This is a genomic window from Kitasatospora sp. NPDC051170, from assembly GCF_044455705.1.
GTDB lineage: Bacteria > Actinomycetota > Actinomycetes > Streptomycetales > Streptomycetaceae > Kitasatospora.
On sequence record NZ_JBITFA010000001.1, the window covers coordinates 201,630 to 217,960 of the forward strand.

The 16,331-nt window shown below is 73.9% G+C and carries 13 protein-coding genes; 8 read left to right on the plus strand and 5 right to left on the minus strand.

Annotated features, from left to right (window positions below; genetic code table 11):
• Nucleotides 1-20: 20 nt before the first annotated feature.
• The 5 genes from ACIBCA_RS00945 (at nt 21) to ACIBCA_RS00965 (ending at nt 9,502) form a co-directional block, all read left to right on the plus strand.
• Nucleotides 21-2,672: a TIM-barrel domain-containing protein gene (locus tag ACIBCA_RS00945; protein ID WP_396280616.1), complete on the plus strand. Its 2,652-nt coding sequence runs from the start codon at nt 21-23 to the stop codon at nt 2,670-2,672.
• Between the two features lie 145 nt (nt 2,673-2,817).
• A complete protein-coding gene (locus tag ACIBCA_RS00950; RefSeq protein ID WP_396280617.1) occupies nt 2,818-4,545 on the plus strand; it encodes an RNA ligase family protein in 1,728 nt (575 codons plus the stop codon).
• Between the two features lie 6 nt (nt 4,546-4,551).
• On the plus strand, nt 4,552-7,398 hold the full coding sequence (locus ACIBCA_RS00955; RefSeq protein ID WP_396280618.1) for an RNA repair domain-containing protein: 2,847 nt from the start codon (nt 4,552-4,554) through the stop codon (nt 7,396-7,398).
• Between the two features lie 63 nt (nt 7,399-7,461).
• Entirely contained in the window at nt 7,462-8,091 is a 630-nt protein-coding gene (locus ACIBCA_RS00960) for an ArsR/SmtB family transcription factor (protein ID WP_396280619.1), read from the plus strand.
• A gap of 142 nt (nt 8,092-8,233) precedes the next feature.
• Nucleotides 8,234-9,502 carry an MFS transporter gene (locus ACIBCA_RS00965; RefSeq protein WP_396280620.1) on the plus strand — a complete coding sequence of 423 codons (1,269 nt, stop codon included), beginning with the start codon at nt 8,234-8,236 and terminating at the stop codon, nt 9,500-9,502.
• A gap of 10 nt (nt 9,503-9,512) precedes the next feature.
• Here the strand turns inward: ACIBCA_RS00965 and ACIBCA_RS00970 are convergent, their stop codons facing one another.
• A complete protein-coding gene (locus tag ACIBCA_RS00970) occupies nt 9,513-10,835 on the minus strand; it encodes a hypothetical protein (RefSeq protein ID WP_396280621.1) in 1,323 nt (440 codons plus the stop codon).
• 162 nt (nt 10,836-10,997) lie between these two features.
• On the opposite strand from ACIBCA_RS00970, the gene ACIBCA_RS00975 reads away from it, so the two are divergent.
• Nucleotides 10,998-11,723: a dienelactone hydrolase family protein gene (locus tag ACIBCA_RS00975; protein WP_396280622.1), complete on the plus strand. Its 726-nt coding sequence runs from the start codon at nt 10,998-11,000 to the stop codon at nt 11,721-11,723.
• Nucleotides 11,724-11,758: 35 nt separating this feature from the next.
• On the opposite strand, the gene ACIBCA_RS00980 is transcribed toward ACIBCA_RS00975, so the two are convergent.
• Entirely contained in the window at nt 11,759-12,232 is a 474-nt protein-coding gene (locus tag ACIBCA_RS00980; protein WP_396280623.1) for a MarR family winged helix-turn-helix transcriptional regulator, read from the minus strand.
• A 63-nt stretch (nt 12,233-12,295) separates the two neighbouring features.
• On the opposite strand from ACIBCA_RS00980, the gene ACIBCA_RS00985 reads away from it, so the two are divergent.
• A complete protein-coding gene (locus ACIBCA_RS00985; RefSeq protein WP_396280624.1) occupies nt 12,296-13,219 on the plus strand; it encodes an alpha/beta hydrolase in 924 nt (307 codons plus the stop codon).
• A 9-nt stretch (nt 13,220-13,228) separates the two neighbouring features.
• A complete protein-coding gene (locus ACIBCA_RS00990) occupies nt 13,229-13,759 on the plus strand; it encodes a GNAT family N-acetyltransferase (RefSeq protein WP_396280625.1) in 531 nt (176 codons plus the stop codon).
• Between the two features lie 47 nt (nt 13,760-13,806).
• Here the strand turns inward: ACIBCA_RS00990 and ACIBCA_RS00995 are convergent, their stop codons facing one another.
• The 3 genes from ACIBCA_RS00995 to ACIBCA_RS01005 all read right to left on the minus strand — a co-directional run bounded on the left by ACIBCA_RS00995 (nt 13,807) and on the right by ACIBCA_RS01005 (nt 16,297).
• Nucleotides 13,807-14,559, minus strand: coding sequence for a maleylpyruvate isomerase family mycothiol-dependent enzyme (locus ACIBCA_RS00995; protein WP_396280626.1), 753 nt, complete (start codon nt 14,557-14,559; stop codon nt 13,807-13,809).
• A 127-nt stretch (nt 14,560-14,686) separates the two neighbouring features.
• Nucleotides 14,687-15,481 carry a putative protein N(5)-glutamine methyltransferase gene (locus ACIBCA_RS01000; RefSeq protein ID WP_396280627.1) on the minus strand — a complete coding sequence of 265 codons (795 nt, stop codon included), beginning with the start codon at nt 15,479-15,481 and terminating at the stop codon, nt 14,687-14,689.
• 240 nt (nt 15,482-15,721) lie between these two features.
• Nucleotides 15,722-16,297 carry a TetR/AcrR family transcriptional regulator gene (locus ACIBCA_RS01005; RefSeq protein ID WP_396280628.1) on the minus strand — a complete coding sequence of 192 codons (576 nt, stop codon included), beginning with the start codon at nt 16,295-16,297 and terminating at the stop codon, nt 15,722-15,724.
• Between the last annotated feature and the right edge of the window lie 34 nt (nt 16,298-16,331).

The following is a 16,331-nucleotide window of genomic DNA, read 5'->3' on the forward strand; positions in this document are numbered from 1 at the left end:
GGAGAACAGGAGACACCACTGTGCGACCACTTCGCCTGCGCCGGGCCGCTCTCGCAGCGGCCCTGAGCAGCATCACCGCCCTCGCCGGGCCCGTCCTCCCGGCCCGGGCCGCCGGCACCCCCTCCGCCGTCCTCGACCGGGACCACCAGAACGTCACCTGGCAGAGCCCGCAGTACGCCAAGGGCACCCTCGGCGGCGCCAACTCCTGCCCGCCCGCCGCCCAGGACCCGGACGGCGCGGTCTGCGCCCGCTTCGACCTGACCGTGAACGTCCCCGCCGGCTACTGGAACGACAATCCGGAGGGCGGAGTCCCGCTCTCCGTCCAGTGGCAGAACCCCACCGACGACTTCGACCTCTACGTCTTCGACGCCGCCGGGAAGCAGGTCGCCTCCAGCGCGGGCACCGCCGACCCGGAGGCCACCGTCATCCCCAAGGCGTCCGGCACCTACCACGTCCTCGTCGTCCCGTACGACGTGCACGGCGGCTCCTTCACCGGCCGCGCCTACCTCCCGCAGACCGCCGACGCCGGGGACCTCACCTCCTTCTCCGGCGGCCAGGGCAGCTACGACATCGGCGCCGGCTCCCTCAAGGCCAAGGTCGACTTCCTCGCCGACGACCAGCTCCGCCTGCGCGCCGCCCCCGACGGCGTGCTCACCGACCCGGCCGGCAGCACCATCATCCGCAAGCAGCCCGAACTCCAGCCCCGCACCTGGTCGGTGGACACCGGCGCGTACTACGCCGTCCACGCCCACGACCTGGTGCTGCGCGTCTACAAGCACCCGCTGCGCTTCGGCCTCTACCGCGCCGACGACCGCACCGCGATCTGGCAGGAGGACGCCCCGCTGCGCTGGAGCACGGGCGGACTGCGCCAGAGCCTCCGGCGCGGCGCCGAGGAGCAGTTCTTCGGCGGCGGCGAGCAGAACGGCTCCTTCTCGCACCGCGACCAGACCGTCCACGTCGCCAACAGCACCGACTGGAACGAGGGCGGCTACAACAACTCCCAGCCCTTCTACGTCTCCACCGCCGGCTACGGCGTCTTCCGCAACACCTTCGCCCCGGGCACCTACGACTTCGGCTCGCCGGTGCGCACCGGCCAGCAGGAACGCCGCCTGGACGCCTACTACTTCACCGGCGACGTCAAGAAGGTCATCGGCCAGTACACCGCCCTGGTCGGCAAGCCGTTCATGCCGCCCGTCTACGGCCTGGAGCCCGGCGACTCCGACTGCTACCTCCACAACGCCAACCGCGGCGAGCGCCACACCCTCGACGCCGTCAAGATCGCCGACGGGTACGTGCAGCAGCAGATGCCGCTCGGCTGGATGCTCGTCAACGACGGCTACGGCTGCGGCTACGAGAACCTCCCGCAGACCGGCACGGGCCTTCGAAAGGACCACGCCCAGCTGGGCCTGTGGACGCAGAACGGCCTGCCCAACCAGGCCGAGGAGGTCAAGGCCGGCGTGCGGGTGCGCAAGCTCGACGTGGCCTGGGTCGGCAACGGCTACGACTTCGCGCTCAATGCCTGCGACCAGGCGAAGGCCGGCATCGAGGACAACAGCGACGCCCGCGGCTTCGTCTGGCTGCCCGTCTCCTGGGCCGGCGCCCAGCGCTGCGGCGTGCTGTGGAGCGGCGACCAGAGCCTGTCCTGGGACTACATCCGCTGGCAGATCCCCACCTACGCGGGCGCCACGATGTCGGGCATCGCGTACGACACCGGCGACGTGGGCTCGATCTTCCGCCGCGACCCGAAGATGTACACCCGCGACCTCCAGTGGAAGGCGTTCCTGCCGGCCATCATGACCATGGACGGCTGGGCCCGGGACATGAGCGGCAAGCAGCAGCGCGACCAGCAGCCCTGGCTGGACGGCGAGCCGTACACCTCGATCAACCGCAAGTACCTCCAGCTCAAGGAGCGGCTGCTGCCGTACATGTACACCCTCTCGGCGGAGGCCACCCGCACGGGCATCGGCGCGGTGCGCCCGCTCGCCCTGGAGTACCCGGACGACCCGGCGGCGCTCGGCCCGGACGCGAAGTACGAGTTCCTGGCCGGGCCGGACTTCCTGGTCGCGCCGGTCTACTCCGACACCTCGGTGCGCAACGGCATCCACCTCCCGCCCGGCACCTGGACGGACTACTGGACGGGGCGCACCTACCAGGGCCCGACCACGATCAACGACTACGCTGCGCCGCTCGACACCCTGCCGCTGTTCGTCCGGGGCGGCGCGATCGTGCCGATGTGGCCCAAGGGCACGCTGTCCTGGGAGAGCCGGGACCGGGGCGAACTCGACTACGACCTCTACCCGTCGGAGCGGGGCTCCTCCACCTACACCCTGTACGAGGACGACGGCGTGAGCCGGCAGTACGCGGGCGGAGCCTCGGCCACCCAGCGCGTCGACGTCCATGCGAACCCGGTCGTCACCACCGTCAAGGTCGGGGCCAGCGAGGGGAGTTACACCGGCAAACCGCAGGCGCGCAGCTACCGGTTCACGGTCCACGGCCAGGGCGCGCCCAGCTTCGTCGCCACCGACGACGGCCCGCTGCCGCAGCTCGACTCGGCGGCCGAGCTCGATGCCGCCGACTCCGGCTGGTACCACGACGAGGCCACGGGCCTCACCGAGGTCAAGACGGCGAAGGTGTCCACCGACCACGGCTTCTCCCTCCACCTGATCCACTGATCCTCTGATCCACCGATCCTCTGATCCGACCGACGCGCCGGGACGGGGCCTCGCCCGGGGCCCCGTCCCGGTTAATTCGCTGGTCGGGCGGGTCGAACGCCTCCTACAGTGTCGGCGGATCAAGGACCGACCCGGGGGGCAGGACATGCGCGTGCAGTACCCGAGGACACCGCACCTGCCCTGGTCGCCGGGCGCCTCGGCGGACGACGTACGGACCGGGGACCTCTCCGGGCTCGCCGGGGCCGAGGTCGTCGTCACCGAGAAGCTCGACGGCGAGAACACCACCCTCTACCGGGACGGCCTGCACGCCCGCTCCCTCGACTCCGCGCACCACCCCTCCCGCGCCTGGGTGAAGGAGCTGCACGGCCGCATCGGCCGCCTGATCCCTCCCGGCTGGCGCGTCAGCGGGGAGAACATGTACGCCCGGCACTCGATCCCGTACGAGGATCTGGAGAGCTGGTTCTACGGTTTCTCGGTCTGGAACGACCGGGACACCTGCCTGGACTGGGACACCACCGTCCGCTTCCTGCGCCGCGCGGGCCTCCCGGCGCCCCGGGTGCTCTGGCGCGGCCGGTACGACGAGCGCGCGCTGCGGGCCCTCGCCACGACTCTCGACCTGGACCGGCAGGAGGGCTACGTCGTCCGCACCGTCCAGGGCTTCCCCCGGGCCGAGTTCGGCGAGCGGATCGCCAAGTGGGTGCGCCCTCGTCACGTACGGACCGACACCCACTGGATGCACGCCGCCGTGGTGCCCAACGGGCTCGGCCCCTCCGCCGCGCTGTGGGCGGTGCGCTGCGGCGCCCGGCCCACCCCCGGCGCCCTGGCCGCCGCGCTCGGTCTCGAGGAACTCCCGGGCCCCGAGCACGAGTTGGCCGAGATCTCGGACCGCCTCGACGCCCTCGGCCGCACCGGGGACCGCCGGCTGACCGGCGTCCTCGCCACCGTGCTGCGCGGCACCCGCCGGGAGGAGCTGGCGCCCCGGCTGGCCGGCACCCTCGGCCTGCCGCTGGCCCGCAGGGTCGCCGACCTCGTCGGCCTGCACCCCCGGCTGCACCGCCCCCACCCCGACGAGGACCGGCACGCCGGGCTGGTGCGGATGTCCGTGGCCGCCGACCTCGAGGTCCTGCACGCCCTCGCCGCGCTGACCGCGCCCGGCCTCGAGGAGGAGCAGCAGGTCGCCTGGTCCGAGCTGCACGCCGAGGCCGGAGCCCTGCTCGACCCGGACCCGCTGGACGGGCTGCGCCGGGGCCTGCGCGAGAGCCTCGCCGGCCTCGCCCTTGAGGCCGCCGACCGCTGCTTCGCCCAGGCCCGCGAGGCGTACGCGCTCGGCCGCCTCGAACGCACCGACGAGGCCGTGGCCGCCACCTGGCGCTGGCGCGACGGCGCCTTCCCCCGGCTGATCCAGCTCACCGGCCCCGCCGGCAGCGGCAAGAGCACCTTCACCGCCACCCTGCCCGGGGTGGACACGGTGGTCTCCCTGGACGGGCTGCGCACCGCCCGGGGCTCACGCGCCGACCAGCGGGACAACGCCGACGTGCTGCGCGAGGGCCTGGACCGCCTCTCCGCCGCCCTCGTCCCCGGCGCCACCGTCGTCTGGGACGCCACCTCGCTCAACCGTCACCAGCGCTCCCTCGTCCAGGGCGTCGCGCAGCGCCGCGACGCCCTGGTCACCCAGGCCGTCATGATCGTCGACGAGGCCGAGCTCCAGCGCCGCAACGCCGTCCGCCCCCATCCGGTGCCCGAGCAGGTGCTCACCGCGCAGCTGCACCGCTACCAGCCGCCGTACCCCGGGGAGGCCCACCGCACCTGGTACGTCGGCGCGCGTGGCACCGTGGAGGACAGGGCGGGCTCTCTCGACGTCGAGGAGGACTGAGGACCGATGCGTCCGATCGAGCAGATCTGCCAGCGCGTCCGCTGGGACGCCCGCTTCGACCCCGCGCGCTTCACCCTCGGCGTGCGCCAGCGCGACGACCGCGTCAAGCGCGTCCCGCTGGAGGCGTTCACCGCCGCCGGGGACGTCCCCTGGCACCGGGTGCGCTTCGTCGAGGCGGACGGCGTCCTGGTGTGGGACCGCGACACGGGCCTGGACGTGCTCGACCGCACCGAGGCCGGGCGCCGCACCGATCCGAGCCTGCTGCCCACGCCCTTCTTCACCGCGACCGTCCCGTACGGCTGGCGGGCCGGTTCCGGGTGGTGTCCGGCTGCGTGGGCTGAGGAGGCCCCTCCCGCACAGCGGCTGCGGGTGGTCACCTGGAACACCCTGTGGGACCGCTACGACGCCGAACTGATCGCCACCGACCGCCGCCGTCCCCTGCTGATCGCCGCGCTGGAGGCGGCCGACGCCGATCTGATCGCCCTCCAGGAGGTCGAACCGGCGCTGGCCGCCGCCCTGTCGGCCGCGCCCTGGGTGCGGGAGCGCTACGCCCTCCACCTCGACCCGCTGGCGCCGGACCTGGACCGGTACGGGCTGCTGCTGCTCAGCCGCCTGCCCGTCCTGGCCGCCGGGCAGCACGCGCTGGGCCCGTACAAGGCGGTGTCCGCCGTCACCGTCCGGGCCGGGTTGGCGCCGCTGACCGTCGCCGCCGTCCACCTCAGCAGCGACCACTCGGCGGACGGTGCGGCCCGGCGGCAGGCCGAACTCGCCCGCCTCGCCGAGGGGTTCGCGGGCGTGGAGGGCGAACTCCTTCTGCTCGGGGACTTCAACGACGGCCGCTCCGGCCCGCAGGGCCCCGCCGCCGCGCTCGGCCTGCGCGACGCCTGGACGCAGGCGCACGGCCCCTCGGACGACACCCCCACCTTCGACCCGACGCGCAATCCGCTGGCCGCCGTCTCCTCGCTCAGCGGGCGCCCGGGCCGCCTGGACCGGGTGCTGCACCGCGACGCCCTGGTCACCTCGGCCGGGCTGCTCGGCGACCGCCCGGCGGCGGACGGGCTGTACGCCTCCGACCACTACGGTCTCGTCGTGGACCTCGAGATCGGCGGCGGTTCGGACTCCTCGGACGGGGTGCTCGATGTCGCGCCGACCGCGCGGACGGCCGTGGCCTGGCTGCCGCCGGAGGAGCTGTGGCCGCCGATCCAGCGCCTGCGCGAGGTCCACGACCCCCAGGTGCGCCGCTGGCCGCCGCACGTGAACCTGCTGTTCGGCTTCGTCCCCGAGTCGGAGTTCGAGCGCGCCCTGCCGTTGCTCGCGAAGGCCGCCGCCGAGGTCGCGCCGTTCACCGCCCGGCTGGAGGGGGTGCACACCTTCGGCCACCGCGAGGACGCCACCCTCTGGCTGGACCCGGCCGCCACCGAGGACGTCTCCGAGGATGTCACCGAGGACGTCACCGAGGATGCCTTCGAGGCCGCACCCTGGGCGGCGCTGCGGCACGCGCTGGAGCGGCGCTTCCCCCGCTGCCGGGGCCGCGCCGAGGGCTTCACCCCGCACCTGACCCTCGGGCGCAGCACCGACCCGCAGCGCGCGGCCGCCGAGTGCGCGGCCGCGCTCACGGCGGTCACCGCCCGGGTGGGTGAGCTGGTGGTGCTCTCGCGCCGGGGCGAGGAGCCGATGCGTCCGCGCGCCGTGATCAGCCTGGGCACGGGCGAGGTCCGGTCCGTGGCGGAGGTGTCCGGCGTCTCGCTGCGCCGGGAGGCTCCCCAACGATCCCTGGCTGCCCATGAGTTGGCCTCGCTGATCACGGCGGCGCTGCCGGAGGGCGTGGTCCGTACGGTCGGCTCGCGCCGGATGGGCTGCCAGCTGGACGGCGGCGACCTCGACCTGGTCGCCGCTCTGCCCGGCGCGGCCCGCCTGGCCGATGTGCGCGCCCGGGTCGCGGCGGCGCTGCCGCAGGCCAAGGGGCTGCACGAGGTGCGCGGCGCGCGGGTGCCGGGGCTGCGGCTGGAGGCGGACGGCCTGACGGTGGACCTCGCGGTGGTCTTCACCGGCGCGCTCGACCCCGCCACCGCCGTCGAGCGGCGGGCGGAGCTGGGCGAGGCGGCGGCCGTCGCGCTGAGCGCCGTCACGGACGCGGAGGCGATCCTGACGGCGGTCGGCGAGCGGCACGCGGCCTTCGTCCGACTGGCCCGCCAGGTGAAGGCGTGGGCACGGGCGCGCGGCCTGGACTCGGCGCCGTTCGGCCAACTCCCCTCGCTGGCCTGGTCGGTGCTGGCCGCACGGACGGTACTCGACGCGGACTCCCCCGAGGGCGACCTGTTCGCAAGCTTCGCCGGGACCTGGGCCGCGTACGACTGGCGCCGCCCGGTGAGCCTGGAGGGAGACTCCCCAGGCACCGCCCACGGCCTGACCGTCCTCACCCCTTCGGCGCCGGTCCGCAGCTGCACCACCCAGGTCGGCGCCGACACCCAGGAGCTGCTCGCCGAGGAACTCTTCCGCGCCTGGCAGCTGGCCACCGAACTCCCCTCCCCTTGGGAGGAGTTGCCGGCACCCCCGCCACTGCACCGGCGCCACGCCGCCTGGGCCGTGGTGAGCGCCGAGCCGGAGTCGGTGGGCCTCGCCCGGGGCCGACTGCGTGCTCTGCTCACCGCGCTGGAGGAGGCGGGCGGGCGCCACCTGCACGCCTGGCCCCACCCCTTCCACTCCGACGGGCGGACTCGCTTCGCCATCGGCCTCGGGCCCGAGCCGCTGACGGAGGCGCAGCTCGCGCCGGTCGCGGCCGCCTGGTCGGCGGGCATGCCGGGCGTCGAGGTCACCCACGCCCCCGGAGGGTCGGTGCCCACGCTCACCTGAACCCCGTCCCGAAACTCTGAAAATTATCTTGCGCAACTTTTCCTTCGGACCTACGGTGGTTCCATGCCCGCCGAGCCGAAGCCCCAGCAGCAGCCACAGCCCCAGCCCCAGCCGCACGCCGACCGGATCACTGAGCTCTCCCAGCTGAAGGCGTTCACCAACCCGCTGCGCGTCCAGCTCTACCGGCTACTCTTCGCCGCCGGTTCCGCGACCGCCTCCCAGCTCGCCGATCAGGCCGAGCTGGCGCCCTCCCTGGTCAGCTACCACCTGCGCAAACTCGCCGAACTCGGCTTCGTCGTCGAGGCGCCGGGCCGCAGCGGCGACGGCCGCGAGCGCTGGTGGCAGCTGCCCTCCGAGGGCGGCTGGAGCTTCCGGGAGTCGGACTTCGCGGACACTCCCGAGGGCGCCGCCACCATCGAGGCGGTCGGCCGGGGCCTGCTCGAAGCCCGGGTCGCCCAGTACCGCAAGTACCTCACCCAGGCATCCACCTGGGGCGCCGCCTGGACGGACGCGGCGTTCGCCTCGGAGTGGATCCTCGACCTCACTCCGGCCGAACTGGCCGAACTGAACGATGAGTTGAACGCGGTCGCGCGCCGCTGGCGCGAGCACGGCGAAGCCGCCAAGGCAGCCGGCGACACCGAGGACCGCGCGCACGTCTCCACCTACCTCTACGGCTTCCCGTTCCGCCCCTGACCGACCTCGCAGCGCAGAGCCCCGCACTCTAAAACCCCGCGCCGTAAGACCCGCACCGTAAGACCCCGCACGGCCCGCCGGGTCGCACTCCCGCCTGCCCCCGCACGCCCACCCCGCCCTCCACCACACGCCGGAGCCTGTCATGCCCACGACCACAGCGATCGCAGCACCCCTCACCCCGCCCGCCCACCGCGACGGCAACGTCCTACGCTGGCTCGGCGCCTACACCGCCTCCCTCGTCGGCGACAGCGTCTACTTCCTCGCCCTCGGCTGGTCCGCCCAACGCGCCGCCGGCCCCACCGAGGTCGGCCTGGTCATGGCCGCCGGAGGCGTCCCCCGGGCCGTCCTCATGCTCGGCGGCGGCGTCCTCGCCGACCGCCTCGACCCCCGCCGGGTCATCCTCGGCAGCGACACCCTCCGCTGCCTGCTGATCCTCGCCGTGGCCGCCGCCGTCGCCCTCACCACGCCCACGATCTGGCTGCTCGTCGCCGTCGCCCTGGTCTTCGGCGCCGTCGACGCCCTGTTCGTCCCGGCCGTCGGCGCCCTGCCGCCCCGCATCACCGGCCCCGACCAGCTCGCCCGCGTCACCGGCCTGCGCTCCCTCGCCATGCGCGTCGGCCAGATCGCCGGCCCGCCCCTCGGCGGCCTCGCCATGGGCCTCGGCGGCCCGGCCGCCGCCTTCACCACCGCCGGCGTCCTCTTCGCCCTCTCCCTGCCCCTCCTCCTGACCGTCCGGGTCCGCCCGCTCCCCGCCCCCACCGAGGACGCACCCGCCAGGCGCACACCCCGCGAGGACCTCCTAGACGGGCTCCGCTACCTCCGCCGCCACCGCCTCATCAGCCCGCTCGTCCTGGCCGGGGCCGTCGCCGAACTCTGCCTCAACAGCGTCCTCAACGTCGGCATGGTGCTGCTCAACGCCGAACGCGGCTGGGGCGCGTCCGGGTACGGCTGGATCGTCTCCGCCTTCGGCGCCGGCGCCGCCGCGAGCGCCGCCCTGCTCGCCATAGTCGGCTGGCTCCCCCGCGCCGGGCTGATGCTCTCCGGCTCCCTCCTGGTCACCAGCGCGGCCGCCGTCGGGCTCGGCCTGGTCCCGGACCTCTGGGCGGCCGTCGCCCTCGCCGCCCTGGCGGGCCTCTCCGCAGGCGTCTTCGGCAGCCTGGACAACACCCTGATCCAGACCGCCTCCGACCCCGCCTACCTCGGCCGCGTCACCTCCGTCGTCATGGTGACCATGCTCGGCCTCTCCCCCCTCGCCTACCCCCTCGTCGGCGCCGCCATCGCCATCTGGGGCGTCACCCCCGTCTTCACCGCCTGCGGCGCCTCCGCCACCCTCGCCCTCCTCGTCCTCCTCGGCTCCCCCACCCTCCGCCGCGCCGAACTCCCCCGCCGCCGGCCGGCCCCGGCCGAGTGACGGGCGGACGCTACCGATCCCGGTTGCGCCCCGCCGAGGGGACGACCGTGCGGATCCAGGGGCCGAGGACCGACCGGAGACCACCCGTCCGGAGCTGCCGCTCGATCGTGCGGTGCAGGCAGCCGCAGTAGATCCCGTCCCGTCCGAACATGTGGCGGGTGAACCGGTCGTGGACGGCCCGCCGCTCCTCGGCCGTGACGGGCAGCGCCCCCTCCACGTGCAGGCCGCAGCCGGGCCGCTCGACGATGTCGACGCGCTGTGCGGCGACCTCGTCCGCCCCGGAGAGCAACCGCCGCAGCACGGAGGCGTTCCGGCAACGCCCGCCGACCAGTCCCGTGGGAGGGGCCGCCTCGGAGACCCCGTGCCGTTCGTTCAGCCACGTTCCCGCGAAGTAGCCCAGGAAGCTCCAGGCCGTCAGGTACCCGGCGGTGTCCGGCGCGGCGTCCAGCCACGTCAGGAGCCATTCCTCCAGGGCCCCCAGGCAGACCGGGCAGCAGCACCCGTCCGTCAGGGACACCCAGAGGTTGTGCTCCTCCCGGTTGGCGATGTCCGTCCCCGACTCCAGCAGGTCATGGCCCAGACCGATCACCAGGCCCAGCAGCATGGCGGCCCCGTGCTCCGCCCGGATCGCCCGGCCGAACGGGTAGCCGCCCACCTCGTAGGTGCGCAGCTCGAGGATGCTGCCGCTCTCGAAGTCACCGCAGTGGTTGGGATAGGACAGCAGGCCGTCGAGCAGGCAGTGCGAGAACACGTCCAGCCGGCCGATCCGCCCGGCGACGGCCACGCTGTCCTGCGCGTCCCGCCAGGCCCGGTCGATGACGTCCTGGCCGAACCTCAGCTTCTCCCAGTACTCCAGCGTCACCCCGGGCTGGTACGCCGAACCCATCACCCAGGTGAGGTCCCTCCAGTGCGGGAGGGTGACGGGGAGGGTGGCGGCCATGAAGATGTGGTCGCCGAACCAGAAGATCCGCGAGGTCCGCAGCAGCGGACTGCGCCCCACCCAGGACGCCGGCAGGTGGACGTCGTAGTCGAGTTCGAGGGTCCTGCCACCCATCACGACGCCGAGCATCGGCTCGACGCCACTCTCCCCCGGCGCACTCCACCCGTCCAGCGGGCGGTTGTACCCGAACCAGATCCCCTTCCGCTCCAACACACTCCGGCGGATCGCCGGCACACCCGGAACGCTCGGAAGCGCCGCCACGGCCTCGAGAACGGTCCGCGCGTACGCCTCCTGGTAGGAGGCCGCGGCGCGCGCCGACTCCCGGCGCGCGGCATCGAACGTCCCCCGGTCGTAGTCCCCACCCAGTAGTCGCCGAAGTCCCGGATTCTGCACGGCCGTTCCCCTCCTCGCACCACCCGCGGGCCCAGGGAATCCCGTCCCCCACCCCGCAGCCCGCCAACCCCGCCGGCAGAGGCGCAGAGGCGCACGCGCGCTGTTCTGCCGGCAGCAGATCAGCCGCCCGACCGGGCTCGGCCGTCGGTACAGTCCAGCCGCATGACGACGATCACCACACGCACGGTCGAGTACCCGGCCGACGGTCTGACGATGACCGGGCACCTCGCCCTCCCGGCCGGGGCCGGCCGCCGGCCCGCGGTGCTGATCGGGCCGGAGGGCATGGGGCTCAGCGACGTCGAGCGCCGCCGGGCCGATGCCCTCGCCGAGCTGGGATACGTGGCACTGGCCTTCGACCTTCACGGCGGGCGCTACCTGGGTGCCCCCGAGGAGATGCTGGCCCGCTGCCTGCCGCTCCTCGCCGACCCCGGCCGGATGCGGGGCATCGGCCACGCGGCGCTCGACGTGCTGCGCACCGAACCGCGCACCGACCCCGATCGGATCGCCGCCGTCGGCTACGGCACCGGGGGCATCATCGCGCTGGAACTCGGGCGCGACGGCGTCGGCCTGCGCGCGATCGGGACGGTCAACGGGCTGGCCACGAGCCGGCCTGGCGAGGCCGCGCGCATCCGATGCCCGGTCTGGGCCGGGGTCGGGTCGGAGGACCCGATCATGCCGCCCGCGCAACGCGAAGCGTTCACCGCCGAGATGCAGGCCGCCGGTGTCGACTGGCGCCTCACGGTCTACGGCGGCGCCCTGCACGCCTTCCACCACCCGCCGGTCGATCACCCCACGGTCCCCGGAGTCGGCCACCACCCGCAGCACGCGCGGCGAGCCTGGCGCGACATCGTCGGCCTGCTCGCCGAGTGCCTTCCCGTGCCGGAGTGAACCGGGCGGCACCCTGATCACGGGTCAGTGCCCCTTCACCCCGTGGGTGTGCCGATCTGAAGGTGTTCGAGGGCGGCGCGCAGTTCGGCGAAGGCCCGGGCCGCGGCCGACACGGAGGCGCTGTCGAGGATGCCGCCGAACAGCTCGGCCAGCGCCTCGGCGAAGGTCTCCTCCGCCGCGTCGGCCAGGCGGGTGCCGTCGTCGGTCAGGACCAGCAGCGAGGAGCGGCGGTCGGCCGGGTTCGGCTGCCGGACGGCCCAGCCCTGCTTCTCCAGGCGGTCGACGCCCTTGCTGGTCGCGCCGATGCCGACGGCGAACTCGGCCGCGAGATCGGCCACACGCGCGCCGGGGTGGTCCCGCAGGAAGCGCAGGAACTCGAACTGCGAGGTGACGATCCCGTGCCGCGCGCGGAGGCGGTCGTTCAGCGCGTTGTACAGACGCGTCTCGCACCGCACGAGGTCCGCGAAGAAGGCCGGCAGGTCGACCGCACCATTCGATGTATATGCCATGGCATATAGTGTACGGGAATGGACTTCGATGGAAGTACAGCCACGAGCGATGGGAGTACAGCCATGAGCGAGGCACAGCGCGCCGCGATCGACGCGATGCTGCGCCGGCCGCAGCCCCAGGCACTGCGGTCGGTCGAGGAGATCCGCGCCGACTTCAGGGCGCTGATGGCCCGGATGATCGTTCCCGACGGCATCCGCACCACGCACACGACACTCGGCGACCGACCCGCCCTGCACGTCGCACCGGCGGACACCCCCCGGGCCGGGACGATCCTGTACTTCCACGGCGGCGGCTTCGTGTTCGGCTCCCCCGAGACCGCCCTGTCGCTGACGGGCCATCTGGTGGCCCGGACCGGCTTCGAAGCGCACTCGGTGGACTACCGGCTCGCCCCCGAGCACCCCTTCCCGGCCGCGATCGACGACACCCTCAGCGCCTACCGCGCCCTCCTCGACCGCGGAGAGGACCCCTCGGCCATCGCCTTCGCCGGCGACTCCGCCGGCGGGGGCCTCGCCGTCACCACCTGCTTGGCCGCCCGGGACGCGGGTCTGCCGCTCCCCGCCGCCGTCGTGGCGTTCTCCCCCGGCCTCGACGCGACCCGCACCGGCGAGAGCATGGACACCAGGGAGGCCGCCGACCCGATCTTCACCCGCAAGGCCGTCGAACGCACCGGGGCCATGTACCTCGCCGGCGCCGACCCCCACCAGCCCCTGCTCAGCCCGGCCGTCCACGCCGACCTGACCGGCTTTCCCCCGATGCTGATCCAGGTGGGCACCAACGAGATCCTCCTGGACGACTCCACCCGCCTCGCCGCACGCGCCCGATCGGCCGGGGTGGACGTCATCCTCGACGTCACCGCCGACGTGCCGCACGTGTACCAGGCGTTCGCCGGCCTCCTGGACGAGGCGGACGAGGCCCTGGACCGCGCGGCCCTCTTCCTCACCCAACGCCTCCGCGCGGCGGGCGCAGCGCACCGGCAGCCGGAGTAGGCCAACCCCATGAGCATCGAAATGGGCACCGAAACGAGCACCGAAGACTACGCGCTGCGGCCGGCGACGGCCGATGATGCGGAGTTCCTCGCGGACATGCTCACGGCCGCCGTGAACTGGGACCCGGCCCGTGAGGCCGTCAGCCGTGACCAGGTCCTCGCGGACCCCCGAACGGCGCACTACGTGGAGGGCTGGCCCCGGCGGGGCGATCTCGGGGTGACTGCCGTCGCGCCGGGCGGGCGGCCGATCGGCGCGGCCTGGCTGCGGTCGTTCGGCGCCGACGACCCGGGCTACGGGTTCGTGGCCGAGGATGTCCCCGAGCTCTCGCTGGGCGTCGTCCTGGCCTGGCGGGGCAAGGGGGTCGGGCGGGCGCTGCTGCGCGAGGCCGTCCGGCGGGCCGCCGACGGCGGCTTCGCCCGCATCTGTCTGAGCGTGGAGCGCGCGAACCGGGCGCGGCTCCTCTACCTGGGCGAAGGGTTCGTCACCGTCGCCTCGGGGCCGGATTCCGACACCATGGTCCTCTCCGTCCCCGGGCGTTGACGGTCGTGCCGAGTCGGCCTCACCGGGGAGGCCGACTCGGGCAACTCCTAGAAGGCGGAGTTGGCGAACCAGAGGTCCAGCAGTTCGCCGTCACCGGCCACGGTGACCCCCGGCGCCGAGCGGTCGAGGCGGCCGTAGAGAACGAGCAGCAGGTCGGCGGCCGAGGCCGAGACCGTGGCGTCGGCGGCCCCTTCGCCCGCCTCCAGACCGAAGCCGTCGGGGCGCAGGCGGACCAGCCAGTCGCCGTCCCCATCCGTGCGGGTGAAGCGGATCGCGCGGTGTTCGGCGCGCAGTTCGGCCGTGCGCGGGGCGAAGAAGACCGCGTTGGGGAGGTTGGTCAGGAACTCGTCGACGCCGTCCGCCGCGAGGGCGGGAGCGATGTCGGCGGTCAGGCCGAGCGCGAGTTCGGCGTCGACGCGGTGGACGAGGGTCTCGAAGAGCATCCGGCGCACCCAGAAGCGGGCGTGCTGGTCGATGCCCCAGGCCCACATCGGTGCGTCGAGGTCGAGCGAGGCGATCGCCGTGTCGGCTTCCGCCGCGGACTCGGCGAGCCAGGCGGGGTAGTCCTCGGTGCGGTCGGGGAGCTTGAGGTCGACGCGGCGTTCGGTGGGCGGCTGCTGGATGCGCTGGAGCAGCAGGGCGGTGAACCAGCGCTGGACGCTGCCCGTGTGCCGGAGGAGGTCGGCGAGGGTCCAGTCGGGGCAGGTGGGGATGGGGGTGGCGGGGTCGGCGGACCGCACGGCGGTGACGAGCCGGGCGGTTTCGGCCTGTACGGCGGCGACGTGGTCGTTCTGGTTCATGTGAGGGTGCTCCCTGGGCGGGCGGGGTGTGCGCTTGCACGCATGGAAGGTTCATCACGTGAAGCAACCGCGACGCTAGGGCTCAAAGGTTGAGCCTGTCAAACATCCACCCCGCCCGCCCCCGAACTCACGGCTTCCGGGCCACGACCACCGTGGCGTCCAGCTCCTCCTCGTGCACGGCCTCCGCCACCAGCCCGGCCTCCCGGGCCACCACCAGCGCGCCCGGCAGCTGCCGCTCGCTGGTCTCGAACAGCAGCGCCCCACCCGGCGCGAGCCACTGCGGCGCGGCGGCCGCCACCCGGCGCAGCACGTCCAGCCCGTCCGCCCCGCCGTCCAGCGCCGGCCGGGCCTCGTACAGCCGGGCCTCGGGCGGCAGCAGCTCGATGTCCCCGGTCGGGACGTACGGGACGTTGGCGAGCAGCACATCCACGTGCCCGCGCAGTTCGGCGGCGGGCAGGGCGTCGAACAGGTCGCCCTCGTACGCCCGGGCTCCGGCGGGCCCGAGGTTGCGGCGGGCGCAGCGGACGGCGGCCGGGTCCACGTCGGCCGCGTACAGCCGCACGGGGTGCGCGGCGCCGTGCGCGACGGCCGCACCCAGGGCGCCACTGCCACAGCAAAGGTCGACGACGACGGCGCCCGGAGCGGTGAGCGCCGTGGCGGTGGCGGCCAGGAACTCGCTGCGACGGCGCGGGACGAAGACACCCGGGTCGACGGCGATCCGCAGCCCGGCGAACTCGGCCCAGCCGACGACGTGTTCGAGCGGCTGCCCTTCGGCGCGGGCGCGGACCATGGCGGCCAGTTCGGCGGGTGTGGCGGCGGAGGAGAGCAGGATGCGCGCCTCGTCCTCGGCGAAGACGCAGCCGGCGGCGCGCAGGCGGGCCACCACGGAGGATCGGAGGGCGGAGGAGGAGAAGACCGGCACAGAGGACCCCTTGAGGAGATCGGGAGGAGGCGATGTGGAATCCGCCAGGGCTCCCGTCAGGGCCGTCGACGCGTCGGCACGTGCACGCTAGGCGTGTACGTCGCCCACGCGGCCGCGCTCCGGGAGCACCCGCTCGGACGTTCCGTTGATGGGGCTCACCTCCCTCGGTCGCGGTCGTACTCGGCGCCGGACACCTTACCGCATGCCCGGCACCGATGATCAAACCTTCCGGGCGAGCTGCTACCGGCCCGTCCCGTAGCGGAGTCCGTCGAGGAGCAGGTCGAGGAGCCGGCCAGCCCTGTCCCGCTGGGCGGGGGCGCTGGTGACCTGGGCGATACCCGTGAGGCTGAGGCCGACGTCGAAGGCGTCGACGTCCGACCGCAGGAGGCCGGCTTCCGCACCGGCGGACAGCAGGGAGTCGATCGCGGTGCCGAGCTTCTCGAGGGTCTCGGCGAAGGGGTCCGCGCCGGACGCGACTGCGGCGCGCAGGGCGTCCGCCATGCCCTGCTTGGCGGCCAGATAGTCGATGAACCGGTCCATCCACAGCCGCAGCGCGCGGTCCGGAGGCAGTTCGGCCAGGAGTTCCGCGGCGCCGTCGCAGACGCGGGCCAGTTCGTTGCGGTAGGCCGCCTCGACCAGTGCGCCACGCGTGGGGAAGTGGCGGTAGAGGGTGGCCGAGCCGACGCCCGCGGCCTTGGCTATCGCGTCGAAGGGAACGTCCGGTCCCTGCTCGGCGAAGGCGCGGACGGCCGTTTCGAGGATGCGCTCCCGATTGCGGCGGGCGTCGGCTCGCAGCGGACCCGGGCTGCTCGTCACTGGCTGTTCCTTTCGTCGGGTCACCAGTCTACTT